The organism is Streptomyces sp. NPDC008125, from assembly GCF_042957125.1.
GTDB lineage: Bacteria > Actinomycetota > Actinomycetes > Streptomycetales > Streptomycetaceae > Streptomyces.
The window spans coordinates 110,337-126,623 of sequence record NZ_JBIBHR010000010.1; the positions used below are offsets into that span (position 1 = coordinate 110,337).

The following is a 16,287-nucleotide window of genomic DNA, read 5'->3' on the forward strand; positions in this document are numbered from 1 at the left end:
GGTCGTGCCCGGGGCGGCGACGGCCCGGCGGCCCGGACGGGCCGTACCCGTCCCCCCGGGTCACATTCTCTCCGGGGACGGTACGGCCCGGGGCCGGGCCTGTCAGGCGCTGTCGGCGGCGCGTGCGCGGACCGCGTCCGCGAACGCCTCGCCCCGCTCGTTGTAGTTGACGAACATGTCCATCGAGGCGCAGGCCGGAGCCAGCAGCACGGTGTCGCCCGGGTGGGCGAGACGTGCGGCCTCGGCGACCGCCTCGGACATGGCCCCAGTGTCGGTCCGGTCCAGGTCGACCACGGGTACCTCGGGGGCGTGTCGCGTCAGGGCTTCGCGGATGAGGGCCCGGTCGCGGCCGATGAGGACCACGCCCCGCAGGCGCTTGGCGGCGCCGCTCACCAGGTCGTCGAAGGTCGCTCCCTTGGCGAGGCCGCCGGCGATCCAGACGATCGGCTCGTAGGCGGCGAGGGAGGCTTCGGTCGCGTGGGTGTTGGTGGCCTTGGAGTCGTCCACCCAACTGACACCGCCGATGTCCGCCACGTGCTCGATGCGGTGCGGATCGGGGCGGAAGGCCCGCAGTCCGTCGCGGACCGCGGCGGGCTTCACGCCGAAGGCGCGGGCCAGCGCGGCGGCGGCGAGGGCGTTGGCGATGTTGTGCGGGGCGGGCGGGTTCACGTCCGCGACCTCGGCCAGCTCCTGGGCCTGCTTCTGCCGGTTGGTGACGAAGGCCCGGTCCACCAGGATGCCGTCGACGACACCGAGCTGGGACGGGCCGGGAGTTCCGAGGGTGAAGCCGATCGCCCGGCAGCCCTCCTCCACGTCGGCCTCGCGGACCAGTTCCTCGGTGGCGGGGTCGGCCACGTTGTACACGCAGGCCACGGTGTTGCCCTCGTAGATCCGGCCCTTGTCGGCGGCGTACGCCTCCATGGAGCCGTGCCAGTCGAGGTGGTCCGGGGCCAGGTTGAGCACCGACGCGGAGTGGGCGCGTACCGAGGGCGCCCAGTGCAGCTGGTAGCTGGAGAGCTCGACGGCGAGCACGTCGTACGTCTCCTCGCCCAGTACGGCGTCCAGCAGGGAGACGCCGATGTTCCCGACGGCCGCGGTGCGCAGCCCGGCCGCCTCCAGGATGGAGGCGAGCATCCGTACGGTCGTGGTCTTGCCGTTGGTGCCGGTCACCGCGAGCCAGGGGGCGGGCTCGCCGCCCTTGGTCCCCCGCAGCCGCCAGGCGAGTTCGACGTCGCCCCAGACGGGGACGCCGGCCGACGCGGCCGCGCGGAAGAGCGGCTTGTCGGGCTTCCAGCCCGGGGCGGTGACGATCAGTTCGGTGGACTCGGGAAGGGTGTCGCCGTCGCCGAGGCGCACCGTGATCCCCTCCGCCTCCAGGCCGGCGGCCTGGGCGCGGGAGCGCTCGTCGTCGCCGTCGTTGACGACGGTCACCAGCGCTCCGAGTCCGTGCAGGGCCCGGGCGGCGGGAATCCCGCTGATCCCGAGGCCGGCGACCGTGACGTGCTTCCCCCGCCAGTCCGCCCGGTCCGCCGAGTCGGTGGTGCTCACTTCTTGGCTGCCCATCCCGCGTAGAAGAGTCCGAGACCGACGATCACGCACATGCCCTGGATGATCCAGAACCGGACCACCACGAGGACCTCCGACCACCCCTTGAGTTCGAAGTGGTGCTGGAGCGGCGCCATCCGGAAGACCCGCTTGCCGGTCATCTTGAAGGAACCGACCTGGATGACCACGGACATGGTGATCATCACGAAGAGGCCGCCGAGGACGGCCATCAGGAACTCGGTGCGCGAGCAGATGGCGAGGCCCGCGAGGGCGCCGCCGAGCGCGAGCGAACCGGTGTCACCCATGAAGATCTTGGCCGGCGAGGTGTTCCACCAGAGGAAGCCGAAGCAGGAGCCCATCAGCGCGGAGGCGACGACCGCCAGGTCGAGTGGGTCGCGCACCTCGAAGCAGGCGCTCGGGTTGGTGAGTTCCATCGCGTTGGCACACGACTCCTGGAACTGCCAGAGGCCGATGAAGGTGTACGCGCCGAAGACCATCACCGACGCGCCGGTGGCCAGGCCGTCCAGACCGTCCGTCAGGTTCACGCCGTTGGACATGGCGAGAATCATGAACAGGGCCCAGACGACGAACAGCACCGGCCCGATCGACCACCCGAAGTCCTCGACGAAAGAGAGCCGGGTGGACGCCGGGGTGTTGCCGTGGATGTCGGCGAACTGGAGCGAGAGCACCGCGAACGCGATGCCGACGATCAGCTGGCCGGCCATCTTCGCCTTGGCCCGCAGGCCGAGCGAGCGCTGCTTGACGATCTTGATGTAGTCGTCCAGGAAGCCGACGAGCCCCATCCCCGCCATCAGGAAGAGCACGAGGACACCGGAGAACCGCATCTCCTCGCCGGTGATCACCTTCGCCAGGACGTACGCGATGATCGTCGCCAGGATGAAGGCGATGCCGCCCATGGTGGGCGTGCCCTTCTTGCTGCCGTGCGTGCGTGGGCCGTCGTCCCGGATGAACTGCCCGTATCCCTTGCGGGCCAGCAGCTTGATGAGCAGCGGGGTACCGACCAGGGTCAGGAAGAGCCCGATGGCCCCCGCGAAGAGGATCTGCCTCATCGGCCGGTGACCTCGCCCTCGGTCGAGTTCTCCAGCAGTGCCTGGGCAACCATCTCCAGGCCGACCGACCGGGACGCCTTCACCAGCACGACGTCTCCCGGGCGCAGTTCACTGCGCAACAGGTCGACGGCCGCCTGTGCGTCGGACACGTGCACCGACTCCTCACCCCACGAACCCTCGTTGTAAGCGCCCAGTTGCAGCCAGGAGGCTTCTCTTCCTCCGACCGCGACGAGCTTGCTGACGTTGAGCCGGACGGCAAGCCGTCCGACCGCGTCGTGCTCGGAGAGCGACTCGTCACCGAGCTCGGCCATCTGACCGAGCACCGCCCAGGTCCGCCGGCCCCTGCCCATGGCGGCCAGCGCACGGAGTGCGGCTTTCATGGATTCGGGGTTCGCGTTGTAGGCGTCGTTGACGACCGTCACACCGTCCGGACGCTCGGTGACCTCCATGCGCCAGCGGGAGAGGGTGCCCGCCTCGGAGAGCGCCTCGGCGATCTCGTGTACGGGCATGCCCAACTCATGGGCGACGGCGGCTGCGGCGAGCGCGTTCGACACGTGGTGCTCACCGTACAGGCGCATGGTCACCTCGCTGCACCCGGTGGGTGTGTGGAGGCTGAAAGCGGGGTGTCCGTCCGCCGTGAGACGGACGTTCTCTCCGCGTACGTCCGATTCGGGTGCCTCTCCGAAGAGAAGGACCCGTGCTTTCGTACGGGAGGACATGGCGCGCACGAGCGGATCGTCGGCGTTGAGGACGGCCACGCCGTCCTCGGGGAGCGACTCGACCATCTCGCCCTTGGCCTGGGCGATCTGCTCCCGGCCGCCGAACTCGCCGATGTGGGCGGTGCCGACGTTGAGGACGAGTCCGATCCGGGGCGGGACGAGTCCGGTGAGGTAGCGGATGTCGCCGATGTAGCGGGCGCCCATCTCCAGCACGAGGTGCTGGGTCTCCTCGGTGGCGCGGAGCGCCGTGACCGGCAGGCCGATCTCGTTGTTGAGGTTGCCCGCCGGGTAGACGGTCGGCCCCATCCGCTCCATGAGCTGGGCGATGAGGTCCTTGGTGGAGGTCTTGCCCGCGGAGCCGGTGAGGGCGACGACGGGCAGCCGGAGGCGGTCGACGACCACGTGCCGGGCGAGGGCGCCGAGCGCCGCCACCACGTCGTCGACGACGATCGCGGGCACTCCGACGGGGCGGGTGGCCAGCACCGCGGCGGCTCCGGCCGCCACGGCACCGGTGGCGTAGTCGTGGCCGTCGACCTGTTCGCCGACGAAGGCGGCGAACAGGCTGCCCCGCTCCACCTTCCGGGAGTCGATGACGACCGGGCCGTCGACGACGACCGAGGTGTCCGGTATGTCGTGCGGCTGCCCGCCGACGATTTCGGCGATCTCGGCGAGGGAAAGGGCGATCACTTGGTCATCCCTGACTGTTGTTCTCGTGGTGGGCTTCGTACTGCTGGGTGGGTGCGGCGTCGGGGCGCCCCAGGGACCGCGCGATGGCCGCGCGGAGGACCTGGCGGTCGTCGAAGGGCCGGACCACCCCGTGGACGTCCTGGCCCTGCTCGTGGCCCTTGCCGGCGACGAGGACGGTGTCGCCGGGCCGCGCGCGGGCGACGGCCGCCGCGACGGCCGCGGCCCGGTCCGCGTCGACCAGGACGTCGCCGCGTTCGTGGACGGGCACCTCGGCGGCGCCCGCGAGCATCGCGGAGAGAATCCGCAGCGGGTCCTCGGAGCGGGGGTTGTCGGAGGTCAGTACGGCGGTGTCGGCGAGGCGGGCCGCGGCGGCGCCCATCGGGCCGCGCTTGGTGGTGTCGCGGTCGCCGCCGCAGCCGAGCACGATGTGCACCCGGCCCCGGGTGACCTTGCGCAGGGAGCGGAGCACCGATTCCACGGCGTCCGTCTTGTGCGCGTAGTCGACGACGGCGAGGTACGGCTGGCCCGCGTCGACGCGCTCCAGCCGGCCGGGAACGCCGGGGACGGCCGCGACGCCGTCGGCGGCGGTCTGCGGGTCGATCCCGGCGACGGCCAGGGTGACGATCGCGGCGAGGGTGTTGGCCACGTTGAACGGACCGGGCAGCGGAGCACGGGCGGCGACGCGCTCACCGTCGGGGCCGACCACGGTGAAGGTGCTGTCCCGCGGCCCGACTTCGACGTCCTCGGCACGCCAGTCGGCGTCGGCGTGGCCCTCGGCGGAGAAGGTGGTGACGGGGACACCGGCCTCGGTGACGAGCCTGCGGCCGTAGCGGTCGTCGAAGTTGACGACCCCTCGCCTGCTGCGCTCCGGGGTGAAGAGCTGCGCCTTGGCCTGGAAGTAGTCCTCCATGCCGGAGTGGAACTCCATGTGCTCCGGGCTGAGGTTGTTGAAGACGGCGACGTCGAAGACGCAGCCGTCGACCCGGCCCAGCACCAGCGCGTGGCTGGAGACCTCCATGGCGACCGACTCGACACCGCGTTCGCGCATGACCGCGAAGAGGGCCTGGAGGTCGGTGGCCTCGGGGGTGGTGCGCTCGGACTTGATGCGCTCGTCACCGATGCGGGTCTCGACCGTGCCGATGAGCCCGGTGGCGTGGCCGGCGCCGCGCAGCCCGCCTTCGACGAGGTAGGCGGTGGTGGTCTTTCCGGAGGTCCCGGTGATGCCGATCTGGAGCAGGTCGGTGCCGGGACGGCCGTAGATCGCGGCGGCGAGGTCGCCCATGACGGCGCGCGGGTCCTCGGCGACCAGCACCGGGAGGCCGGTGGCGGCAGCGCGTTCGGCGCCCGCGGGGTCCGTGAGCACCGCGGCGGCGCCCAGTCCGGCCGCCTGGGCCGCGAAGTCGGCGCCGTGCAGCCTGGCGCCCGGCAGAGCCGCGTACACGTCTCCCGGGCGGACCGCCCGGGAGTCGTGGGTGATGCCGGTGACCTCCACCGCCACGGGCAGTTCGAGGCCGAGGCGGGCGGCCTGCTCGCCGAGGGGAGTCGGCCGGAGCCGTTCCGGTCGGGGCGCTCCCGGGTAGTTCACGGGCGCGTCCTTCGGGGTGATTCGGTACTGATCAGCGTGGGGCACGGCGGTGAGCGTACCGGGCTGACCCGGCCTCTCGCTAAGTGAGGGGCCGGGGTTGCGGAACTTCTCGTTCCGGTTCCCCGGATCGGGGGTGATGGTTGTCACGGGTGCTCCCCTGGGAACGTACGAGGTCACGGCCGGGTCCGGCGCGCGGTGCGGCCCGCCCTCGGCGCGCGCGGCCGGAACGTCTCCGTCCGCCCGGCGCGCACCTCGGCCGCGCAGAGCTCTGTCCGGTCAGCCGCCCGGCTCGAAGGAGACCGGCAGCGCGGGCGCCTTGCTGCCGCTCGGCGGGGTCTGGAGGGTCTTGAGGGCGAACTCCATGACCTTCTTGTAGATCGGCCCGCAGATCTGGCCGCCGAAGTAGTTGCCCTTGGTGGGGTTCTGGATCGCGCAGTAGACGGTGATCTGCGGATCGTCGGCCGGTGCGAAGCCGGCGAAGGAGGCGGTGTAGCCGTCGTACACGCCGCTGACCGGGTCCACCCGGTTGGCGGTACCGGTCTTGCCCGCCACGCGGTATCCGGGGATGCGCGCCTTGGTGCCGGTGCCCTCCTCGTCGCTGACGACGGACTCCAGCATGGTGGAGACCTCCTTGGCGGTCTTCTCGCTGACCACCCGGGTCTCCTCCGGCTTGGTGGCGTCGGTGTAGCGGCCGTCGGGGCCCTTGGTGCCGCGTACGAGCGTGGGGGCGATCCGTACCCCGCCGTTGGCGATCGTCGAGTAGACCGAGGCCGCTTGGACGGCGTTGAGCGAGAGGCCCTGGCCGAAGGGGATCGTGTACTGCTGGGAGGTCGACCAGTCCTGGGGCTTGGCGAGGATGCCCGGCGACTCGCCGGGGTAGCCGAGGCCGGTGGGGCTGCCGATGCCGAACTTGTGGAGGTAGGAGTAGAGGACCTTGTTCGCCTCGGGCTGGGTCTTCCCGAGCTGACCGGTCGCCAGGATGGTGCCGATGTTGCTGGACTTGGCGAGGACGCCGTTGAGCGTGAGGTACCAGGTCTTGTGGTCGATGTCGTCCTTGAAGAGCCGGTCCCCGCGGTGCAGCCGGTTGGGCACGGTGACGTGGGTGAGGGGGGTGGCGGCGCCCTCCTCCAGTACGGCTGCCATGGACATGACCTTGGCGGTGGAGCCGGGCTCGTACACGTCCTGGAGCGCCGCGTTGCCCAGCGAGCCCGCTCCGGCGGTGGAGAGGTCGTTCGGGTCGAAGCCCGGGGCATTGGCCAGGGCCAGCAGCTCGCCGGTCCGGGTGTTCTGCACGACGACGTACCCGCCGTCCGCCTTGGACGCCTCGACCTGCTCACTGATGGCCCGCTGGGCGGCCCACTGGATGTCCCGGTCGATGGTGAGCTCGACGTCCGTGCCCTCGACGGCCGGGATCTCCTTGGCGCCGGCGGTCGGCACCCGGCGGCCGCCCGACTGGGCGTACCGGATCTTCCCGTCCTGGCCGGAGAGCTCCTCGTTCAGCTGGGACTCCAGGCCGCCGCCGCCCTTGCCGTCGGCGCTGACGAAGCCCAGTATCCCGGCGGCGAGAGCGCCGTTCGGATAGACGCGCTTGGTCGTCGGCTCCTGGAAGACGCCCGCCAGTACGCCGGTGGCCTCGCCGCCGTCCTCGGCCGCCTTGTCCGCGAGGACCGACTTCAGGTCCTTGATCTGCTTCCAGACCTGCGGGGTCTGCCGCCGGGCGAGCACGGTGTAGCGGCTTCCGGCCTTCGAGAGCTGCGCGGTGAGGGTGGCCGCGTCCTTGCCGAGGATGGGGGCGAGGAGGGCCGCCGCCTGCTCGGGGGCGTCCGGGACCTTGCTCTCGGCCGGGGTGAACATCTTGGGGTCGGCCGTGATGTCGTACGCGTCGACGCTGGTGGCCAGGGCGATCCCGTTGCGGTCGGTGATCTCGCCGCGCTCGGCGGCGACGGTGTACTCGAGGTACCGGTTCTCCCTGGCCTTCGCCGAGTACGCGTGCGCGTCGACCGCCTGCACCTGCAGGAGCCGGGCCGTGAACGCCAGCATCACGAGCGTCAGCCCGAGGCTGACCAGGCGCAGCCGGGGGCGCGGGTTGCCCAGGCGCAGGGAGCGCGGCGCGGGGCGCCCCGGCCGGCCGGACGAGGGGCGTCCGGCTTCGGGGCGGGCGGCGGGCCGGGGTCGTCCCGTACCGCCGGCGGCCCCCCGGGGGCGTGCGGGGCCGGGCACACGGCGGCGCGGCGGTTCCTTGGACGGCACTGCGTCACCTGCCGGGGCTCGTCGGGGTCGTGGTCGCCGCGGTGGGCTCCGCCGGGTTCGCGGAAGCGGCCGGCGAGAAGGACGCGGCGGACGGGGCGGGGGCGGGCGGGGCGCTCTCCGCGGGGATCGCGGCCTCCTCGGACCCGGTCGCCCCGGCTGCCCGGGGTTCTTCGTCGGGTACGGTGCCGTCCGTCGCGGCCGGGGTCGGTACGGGCTCCGGGTCGGGGTCCGCGGTGACCTCGGCGGGGACGCCCCGGACCGTGCCGTCCGGGCCGAGGAAGGCGGGGCTGCCGCCGGGGACCATGCCCAGCTCCCTGGCCCGCCGCTCCAGCGCGTCGGGCTGCGAGTAACCGTCCACGTCCCGCTGAAGCGCCTGCTCCTCGTCGGTGAGGTCGGTCGTCTGCTTGCGCAGCTCGCTGAGACGGAACGAGCCCTCGTTGAGCGCGGAGTTCAGCAGCAGGAGGCTGATCAGCCCACCGCCGAGGAGGAGCACGACCAGCAGCATGAAGGGGGTGCGGGCCGCGCTGCTCGGCCCCGACGGCATCAGCCGGGCGAGGCGGGCGGCGCGTCCCTTCAGCGGCGCGGCCGGCCGGTTCACCGCGCCGTCTCCCGAACCCCGGTGCGGTCGCCGGGCGTACGCCCCCGGGACGCGGTCACCGCTCGTCCTCGCGAATGCGTTCGGCGCCGCGCAGCCGGGCCGGGGCGGCCCGCCGGTTCTCGGCGACCTCTTCCTCGGTGGGCAGTTCCGCGCCGCGGGTGAGGAGCTTGAGGCGGGGCTGGTAGCGCTCGGGGACGACGGGCAGCCCCGGCGGCGCGGTGTTCGCCGCGCCCGCCGCGAACACCTGCTTGACCAGCCGGTCCTCCAGCGAGTGGTAGGAGAGCACGGCGATCCGGCCGCCGACCGCGAGGGAGGCGACCGCGGCGGGGATGGCGTTCTCCAGGACGCTGAGCTCGCCGTTCACCTCGATGCGCAGCGCCTGGAAGGTGCGCTTGGCCGGGTTGCCGCCGGTGCGCTTGGCGGCCTGCGGCAGGGAGTCCCGGATCAGTTCGACCAGCCGGGCGCTGTTGGTGAACGGTTCCTTCTCGCGCTCGCGCACGATGGCCGAGACGATCCGCTTGGCCTGCTTCTCCTCGCCGTACGCGCGCAGGATGCGGACCAGTTCGCCCGGCGGGTAGGTGTTGAGGACCTCCGCCGCGCCGATTCCGGTGCTCTGGTCCATGCGCATGTCGAGTGGCGCGTCCTGGGCGTACGCGAATCCCCGGTCGGCCTCGTCCAGCTGCATGGAGGAGACGCCGAGGTCGAAGAGGACGCCCTGGACCTTGGGGATGCCGAGCCGGTCCAGTACCTCGGGCAGTTCGTCGTAGACCGCGTGCACCAGGGTGGCACGGTCGCCGTACGGGGCGAGGCGCTCGCCGGAGAGCCGGAGCGCCTCCTTGTCCCGGTCGAGGGCGACCAGCCGCGCCTCCGGGAAGGAGGCGAGCAGGGCCTCGCTGTGTCCGCCGAGGCCGAGGGTGCAGTCGACGACCACCGGTGGGGTGCCGCCCGCCCGCTCCAGAGCCGGGGCCAACAGGTCCAGGCATCGCTGGAGCATCACCGGGACGTGTCGGGTCTGGCTCAATGCGCCCTCTCAGGCTCAGGTCCGTGAGGCGGCACGTGCGGCCTGGTCCCCGCCCGCTCAGAAGGGGAGGCCTGCCGGCGCCGGGGAAGAGGCGCCGGCCTGCCGTGAGCGGGAGAGGGCCGGGCCGCACGTTCGCGCACATCACGGGGACATCGGAAGTGCGGAGAAATACGGGGGTGGAGAGAATGTATGGAGTTGTACGGACTTCCGCGGCGCACTGCCGGAACTGCCGCGCACCGCTGTGAACCGCCGGGACCATTGAGGACCCCGGGTGCCACCGGAAGCGCCGGAGTCGCGGAAGGGTCCGGAACATGCAGCGGGAACAGGTGGTGCGGCGGAGCGGAACCGGCCTGGCGGCCGGTCGGTAACTTCGCGTCACTTTAGTCCACCCTGCCATTCGATCGATTCCGGATCAACGAACCGCTCAGCGCGTCGCCCCGCTCCGGTGGCCCCCGGTCCTCACCCGGACGGGCGAGCCCGGGCGAGTCCTGTGGGTTGGCTCACAACAAGCCTCGTTGAGGTTCTTTGTCCTTTTCCCGAGCCGCTCCGAGCAGGTCGGGCGGCTAACGTCGTAGCCATGTCGACATCTGCGCAGTCTCCTTCCGCCGCCCCCGCCGCCGCCGGCGACTCCGTCACGGACCGCCTGGTGGCGGCGAACGCCACGTACGCGAGCGCGTTCACGGACCCCGGCATGGACGCCCGCCCGGTCCAGAAGGTGGCCGTGGTCGCCTGCATGGACGCCCGCATCGACCTGCACGCCGCGCTGGGCCTGGAGCTCGGCGACTGCCACACCATCCGCAACGCGGGCGGCGTGGTCACCGACGACGTGATCCGGTCGCTCACCATCAGCCAGCGGGCGCTGGGCACCCGCAGCGTCATACTCATCCACCACACCACCTGCGGGCTCGAATCGCTGACCGAGGGCTTCCGCCACGAGCTGGAGCTGGAGGTCGGCCAGCGGCCGGTGTGGGCGGTGGAGTCCTTCTCCGACGTCGACCAGGACGTGCGCCAGTCGATCCAGCGGGTCCGCACCTCGCCGTTCCTCCCGCACACGGACGACGTCCGGGGCTTCGTCTTCGACGTCAAGACCGGTCTACTGCGCGAGATCTCCCCGGCCTCCTGACCCCCACGCTCCCCGGCGACCCCGCGCACCGCGCCGCGGGGTCGCCGTTCTTGTCGCGGGGCACCTCCGGACCCCCTTTCACCAGCCCCTTGATCGGCCCTCGGCACGGGCCGCCCCAGCCTTTTTCCGCCTCGAACCGGCATCCGAATATCGACAACACCCGACATATCGGCCCGGGTTGTCCGGAGGCGAGTGACACGAAGCGGTAACGGCAACAAGAATGCGGTGAGCGACGCGCTCCGGGGCTTCCGGAGGGGCGTCCGCAATCGGGGTGGGCCAGGCCGTTCGGCGGTGCGGGCCCGTGCGTGAAGGGCCGAGGAGGACCGGGTGACCACCTATGACGAGCGAACGAACCTCACTGATCTGACCACCACGACGGAGCGGGTGCGCGGGTCGGTGGAGCGCGTGATCGAGGGCAAGCCCGAGGTCGTGCGGATCGCGCTGACCGTGCTGCTCGCCGAGGGTCACCTGCTGATCGAGGACGTGCCCGGAGTCGGCAAGACCATGCTGGCCAAGGCGCTGGCCCGGTCCATCGACTGCTCGGTGCGCCGCATCCAGTTCACCCCGGACCTGCTGCCCTCCGACATCACCGGCGTGTCCGTCTTCGACCAGCAGCGCAAGGACTTCGAGTTCAAGCCGGGCGCCATCTTCGCCCAGATCGTGATCGGCGACGAGATCAACCGCGCGTCGCCCAAGACGCAGTCCGCCCTCCTCGAATCGATGGAGGAGCGGCAGGTCACGACCGACGGACAGACCTACGCGCTGCCCGACCCCTTCATGGTCGTCGCGACCCAGAACCCGGTCGAGATGGAGGGCACCTACCCGCTGCCGGAGGCCCAGCGCGACCGGTTCATGGCCCGGGTGTCGATGGGCTATCCCAGCCTCGACGCCGAGTTGCGGATGCTCGACGTGCACGGCGGGGTCCCGCCGCTGGACGACCTCCGGCCGGTGGCCCACGCCCACGACATCGTGAAGCTGATCGACGCCGTCCGTTCGGTGCACGTGGCCGAGTCCGTGCGGCGGTACACCGTCGAACTGGTCCAGGCCACCCGCAGCCACCCCGACCTGCGACTCGGCGCCTCCCCCCGGGCCAGCCTCCACCTGCTGCGCGCGGCGAAGGCCTCGGCGGCCCTCGGCGGCCGGGACTACGCGCTGCCCGACGACGTCCAGGCGCTCGCGGTGCCGGTACTCGCCCACCGTCTGCTGCCCACCGCACAGGCCCAGCTGAACCGCCGCACGGCGGAGCAGGTGGTGGTGGAGATCCTGCAGCGCACGCCCGTACCCACCTCGCCGGACGATCGGGCCGCCGACCGGCGCGTACCCCCGTACCCGCAGGGCGGTCCGGCGTACGCGCCCGGCACGCGGCGGCCGTGATGGCGGACGCGCACCGGGGGCCGGGCCCCCGAGGCGGCGTGGCCGGCGACGAGGCCGACGATGGCAGAGGCACCCTGCGGGCGGCCCTGGGCGGGCTGACCACCCGGGGGCGCTCCTTCCTGGCCGCCGGCATCGCGGCCGCGATCTGCGCCTACGTACTGGGCCAGGCCGACCTGCTCCGGGTCGGCCTGCTGCTCGCCGTGCTGCCGCTCGTCTGCGTCGCCGCGCTCCACCGCACCCGCCACCGGGTCGTCGGCACGCGGCGGCTGTCGCCCTCGCGGGTACCCGCGGGTTCGGAGGCGCGGGTGCACCTTCGGGTGGACAACGCCTCCCGCCTTCCCTCCGGACTGCTGATGCTGCAGGACCGGGTTCCGTACGTGCTCGGGCCGAGGCCCCGCTTCGTACTGGACCGGGTGGAGCCGGGCGGGCGGCGGGAGGTCTCCTACCGGGTCCGCTCGGATCTGCGCGGCCGGTATCCGCTGGGGCCGCTGCAGATGCGGCTCGCCGACCCCTTCGGGATGTGCGAGCTGACCCGCTCCTTCAGGGCCCACGACACCCTGGTGGTGATACCGCGCACCCAGGCGCTCCCCCCGCTCCGGCTCACCGGGGCGGCCTCCGGCTACGGCGACGGGCGTCAGCGCTCGCTCGCCCAGGCGGGCGAGGACGACGTACTGCCACGGGGTTACCGGCACGGCGACGACCTGCGCCGGGTCCACTGGCGCTCCACCGCCCGCTACGGCGAGCTGATGGTGCGCCGGGAGGAGCAGCCCCAGCGGGCACGGGCCTCGGTGCTGCTGGACACCCGGCGGTCCGCCTTCCGGGGCTCCGGGCCGGAGTCGGCGTTCGAGTGGGCGGTGGCCGCGGCGGCCTCCGCGCTGGCGCATCTGGTGGAGCGGGGCTTCGCGGTGCGGCTGCTGACCGACGAGGGCGGTGCGACGCCCGGTGACGGCGGGGACGGCTTCCCCGGCGCTTCTCCTTTCGGTTCTTTCGGTTCCTCGGGTGCTTCCCGCGCTTCCGGCTCCGCAGGTGCATGTGGTTCCTCCGGCTCCGAGCACGCGTCCGCCGAGGCCGCGGGACTGATGCTGGACACGCTCGCGGTCGTCGAGCACTCCGACGCGAGCGGCCTGGGCGGTGCGCACGAGGTGCTGCGCGGCGGCCACGAGGGTCTGCTGCTCGCCTTCCTGGGCGACCTCGACGAGGAGCAGGTGGCGGTCGCGGCGGCCATGCGGCGGCGCAGCGGCGCGGCCGTCGCCTTCGTCCTGGACGGCGAGGAGTGGGCGCCGGGCGCGGGTCCGGTGCGGGCGACCCCTTTCACGGAGCGGCTGCGGCTGCTGCGCGAAGCGGGCTGGACCGCGGTTCCGGTGCCGCCCGGGGCGGACCTCGCCCAGGTGTGGCAGCGGGCCGGGCAGCCCGGTGACACCCAGCCCGCCGGTGGCGGCGCTGCGACAGGCTTCTCCGGAGGATGGTCATGAGCGGTCCCGTCCGGCTCGCCCTGTGCGCCTGTGCGGCGACACTGCTGGCGGCGGGGGCGCTGCTGCCCCTGGTGGACCCCTGGACATGGATCTTCGAGGCCGCGCTGCTGCTCGCCGTGCAGAGTGCGGCGGGGGCGCTGGCTCGGCGGTTCGTGCCGGCGCGCGCGGTGGCCGTCGGGGTGCAGGTGCTGGTCGCGCTGGTGCTGCTGACGGCGGCGTTCGCCGGTGACCGGGCGCTGCTCGGGGTGCTGCCCGGCCCGGGGGCCGTCCAGTGGCTGGGCGACCTGCTCGCGGCGGGCGCGGACGACGTCGGCCATTACGCGCCCCCCGCGCCCATGACGGACGGCATCAAGCTGCTGCTGGTCGGCGGGGTCCTGCTGATCGGGCTGCTGGTCGACGTCCTGGCGGTGACGCTGCGCGCCGCCGCACCGGCCGGTCTCCCGCTGCTCGCGCTGTACTCGGTGGCGGGAGGGCTCTCCGACGGCGGGGCGAGCGGGCTGTGGTTCGTCTTGGCGGCCTCGGGCTATCTGCTGCTCCTGCTGGCCGAGGGCCGGGACCGTACCGCCCAGTGGGGGCGGCTCTTCGCCGGCCCGGCGCGCGGCGGCCCGCCGTCCGCGGCCCGGGTGAAGTCCCCGGTGCGCACCGGGCGCCGGATCGGCGTGCTGGCGCTGGGCGTCGCGCTGGTGGTTCCGGCCGCGCTGCCGGCGCTCGGCGGCGGTCTGCTGGACGGCCTGGGCACCGGCAACGGGCGGGGTGGCGGCGGGGGCACCATCTCCGCGGTGAACCCGCTGGTCTCCCTCCAGGACGACCTCAACCAGTCGGAGAACCGGGAGGTGCTGAACTACCGCTCGGAGGACGGCGCCGCGCAGGGCTCCTACCTGCGCATCCTCTCCCTCGACCGGTTCACCGGGGCCGAGTGGCTGCCGTCCAAGCGGGCGCTGCGGGACGTACCGGACCGGCTCCCGCAGCCGACGGGTCTCGGGCAGGACGTCCTCGCCACCGAGGTCACCTCCCGGATCGCCGCGTCCGACGACTACCGGCAGGACTATCTGCCGATGCCGTATCCGGCGACCAGGGTCCGCGTCGACGGCCGCTGGCGGTACGAGCCCGTGGGGCGCACCCTCATCGGCGACGGCGGCCAGACGACGCGCGGAGCGCGGTACCAGGTCAGCAGCCTGGTGGTGGAGCCGACGGCGGCGCAGCTCGCGTCGGCCGGGCTGCCGCCGGCGGACCTGACCCTGGAGTACACCGAGGTGCCGGCGTCCCTGCCGGAGGTGGTGGCGGAAACCGCCGCGCAGGTCACGCGGGGCTCGGCCAACCACTACGAGCAGGCCGTGGCGCTGCAGGACTGGTTCGCGCAGAACGGCGGCTTCTCGTACGACACCTCGGTGAATTCGGGTACCGGGGCGGCGGCGATCGCACGGTTCCTCAAGGACAAGCGCGGCTTCTGCGTGCACTTCTCGTTCGCCATGGCGGCGATGGCACGGACGCTGGGCATCCCGGCCCGGGTCGCGGTGGGCTTCACGCCGGGGACGACGCAGGCGGACGGGTCGGTCTCGGTGGGGCTGCGGGACGCCCACGCCTGGCCGGAGCTGTACTTCGAGGGTGTGGGGTGGACACGCTTCGAGCCGACCCCCACGCGGGGCTCGGTGCCCTCCTACACGGTGCCCCAGGCGCCCACCGGGTCCACCGACACGTCGGCCGCTCCGACCGCTTCGGCCTCGGCGCAGCCTTCGGCCGCCCCGTCCGCCTCGGAGAGCTGCTCGGCGCTGATGCGCAAGGAGGGTGCCTGCGGGCCCTCGGCGGCTCCGGTCGCCGCGGACACGGCCGGACCGGGGTTCCCGCTCGGCACGGTGGCCCTGGTGGCACTCGGCGTGGTGCTGGTCGTGCTGGTCCCGCTGTCGCCCCTGCTGTGGCGGAGCCGGCAGCGGCGTCGCCGGCTGTACGGGTCGGGCGGGCGGACGCCCGCGGACGCGGCGGCGAGAACGCTGGCGGCATGGCGGGAGATCACGGACACGGCCTGGGACCACGGGATCGTCCCTGACGAGGCGCTGACCCCGCGCCGGGCCGCCGACCGCGTCGTGCGGCTGGGCGGGCTGGAGGGTGAGGCGGCGGCGGCCCTGCACCGGGTGGCGGGCGCCGTGGAGCAGGTGCTGTACGCGCCCCGGGCGCATCAGCCCGCCCGGCTCTCCGAGGACGCGGCGCTGGTACGGACCGGGCTGGCCGGGCGCGCAGGCCGGCTCGCCCGGCTCCGGGCGGTGCTCGCTCCCCGCTCGGCCGTCCGGGTGGTGTGGGCGGTGTCGGAACGCCGTACGGCGCTGGCGGGACGGTTCGGCGAGCGGGTGGCGACGGCCGGCCGCTTTCTCCGCCCGTCCCGGTCCCGGGGCTAGGGCGTGTGTCGAAAGTGGCGCCGTTCGCCCGGAGGGCGGGTCCGGCGACGTCCGGTGCGTGCGATCGCAAGGCGGAGGGTCGCCCCGATACTGGATGTATCGGGGTGATCCCGACAACTCGGCGAGCGTGCGTGCCGGGCGCCGCCGGACAGGCGGGACTTTCGACACACGCCCTAGGCCGAGGAGCCGGGGGCTGGTCCGGGAGTCCGGGGGCTGGACCCGGGAGTCCGGGGCTGGACCCGGGACCGTGCCCCCGCGGGTCGTGCACTCCTGCGGGGCACGGTCCGCCGGGCGTAGCCATCGCCTCGCCGGGCGTAGCCATCGCCTCGCCGGGCGTACCCGTCGCCTCACGGCGGCCCGGGGCGCACACGACGGAGGGGCGGGACGCGTTGTGCGCGTCCCGCCCCTCCGTCGTACGTTCTGACGCCGTACCGGCCCTACGTCGGCCCGGCC

General features: G+C 73.1%; 11 protein-coding genes. 4 read left to right on the top strand and 7 right to left on the bottom strand.

Annotated features, from left to right (window positions below; translation table 11 throughout):
- Nucleotides 1–102: 102 nt before the first annotated feature.
- The 7 genes from murD to rsmH form a co-directional block, all read right to left on the bottom strand.
- Nucleotides 103–1,563, bottom strand: a complete 1,461-nt coding sequence (murD, locus tag ACFZAX_RS18680) for a UDP-N-acetylmuramoyl-L-alanine--D-glutamate ligase (RefSeq protein WP_390962724.1) — start codon at nt 1,561–1,563, stop codon at nt 103–105.
- Nucleotides 1,545–2,615 carry a phospho-N-acetylmuramoyl-pentapeptide-transferase gene (mraY, locus tag ACFZAX_RS18685; RefSeq protein ID WP_327175252.1) on the bottom strand — a complete coding sequence of 357 codons (1,071 nt, stop codon included), beginning with the start codon at nt 2,613–2,615 and terminating at the stop codon, nt 1,545–1,547. The genes murD and mraY overlap by 19 nt, the downstream gene beginning before the upstream one ends.
- A complete protein-coding gene (murF, locus tag ACFZAX_RS18690; protein WP_390962727.1) occupies nt 2,612–4,021 on the bottom strand; it encodes a UDP-N-acetylmuramoyl-tripeptide--D-alanyl-D-alanine ligase in 1,410 nt (469 codons plus the stop codon). Before murF ends, mraY begins: the two co-directional genes overlap by 4 nt.
- Before the next feature lie 4 nt (nt 4,022–4,025).
- A complete protein-coding gene (locus ACFZAX_RS18695; protein ID WP_390962729.1) occupies nt 4,026–5,753 on the bottom strand; it encodes a UDP-N-acetylmuramoyl-L-alanyl-D-glutamate--2,6-diaminopimelate ligase in 1,728 nt (575 codons plus the stop codon).
- Nucleotides 5,754–5,882: 129 nt separating this feature from the next.
- Nucleotides 5,883–7,856, bottom strand: a complete 1,974-nt coding sequence (locus ACFZAX_RS18700) for a penicillin-binding transpeptidase domain-containing protein (RefSeq protein ID WP_390962732.1) — start codon at nt 7,854–7,856, stop codon at nt 5,883–5,885.
- A gap of 4 nt (nt 7,857–7,860) precedes the next feature.
- Nucleotides 7,861–8,454, bottom strand: coding sequence for a septum formation initiator family protein (locus ACFZAX_RS18705; protein WP_390962734.1), 594 nt, complete (start codon nt 8,452–8,454; stop codon nt 7,861–7,863).
- A 55-nt stretch (nt 8,455–8,509) separates the two neighbouring features.
- Entirely contained in the window at nt 8,510–9,475 is a 966-nt protein-coding gene (gene rsmH, locus ACFZAX_RS18710; protein ID WP_390962736.1) for a 16S rRNA (cytosine(1402)-N(4))-methyltransferase RsmH, read from the bottom strand.
- 577 nt (nt 9,476–10,052) lie between these two features.
- On the opposite strand from rsmH, the gene ACFZAX_RS18715 reads away from it, so the two are divergent.
- The 4 genes from ACFZAX_RS18715 (at nt 10,053) to ACFZAX_RS18730 (ending at nt 15,834) form a co-directional block, all read left to right on the top strand.
- Nucleotides 10,053–10,598 (top strand): carbonic anhydrase, encoded by a 546-nt coding sequence (locus ACFZAX_RS18715; protein WP_390962738.1) that lies wholly within the window; start codon nt 10,053–10,055, stop codon nt 10,596–10,598.
- A 327-nt stretch (nt 10,599–10,925) separates the two neighbouring features.
- The gene (locus ACFZAX_RS18720) at nt 10,926–11,972 is read left to right on the top strand and encodes an AAA family ATPase (protein WP_390962740.1); all 1,047 of its coding nucleotides are present in this window, start codon (nt 10,926–10,928) and stop codon (nt 11,970–11,972) included.
- Nucleotides 11,972–13,444 carry a DUF58 domain-containing protein gene (locus tag ACFZAX_RS18725; RefSeq protein WP_390962742.1) on the top strand — a complete coding sequence of 491 codons (1,473 nt, stop codon included), beginning with the start codon at nt 11,972–11,974 and terminating at the stop codon, nt 13,442–13,444. The genes ACFZAX_RS18720 and ACFZAX_RS18725 overlap by 1 nt, the downstream gene beginning before the upstream one ends.
- The gene (locus tag ACFZAX_RS18730; RefSeq protein ID WP_390962744.1) at nt 13,441–15,834 is read left to right on the top strand and encodes a transglutaminaseTgpA domain-containing protein; all 2,394 of its coding nucleotides are present in this window, start codon (nt 13,441–13,443) and stop codon (nt 15,832–15,834) included. The genes ACFZAX_RS18725 and ACFZAX_RS18730 overlap by 4 nt, the downstream gene beginning before the upstream one ends.
- The last annotated feature ends 453 nt before the right edge of the window (nt 15,835–16,287 follow it).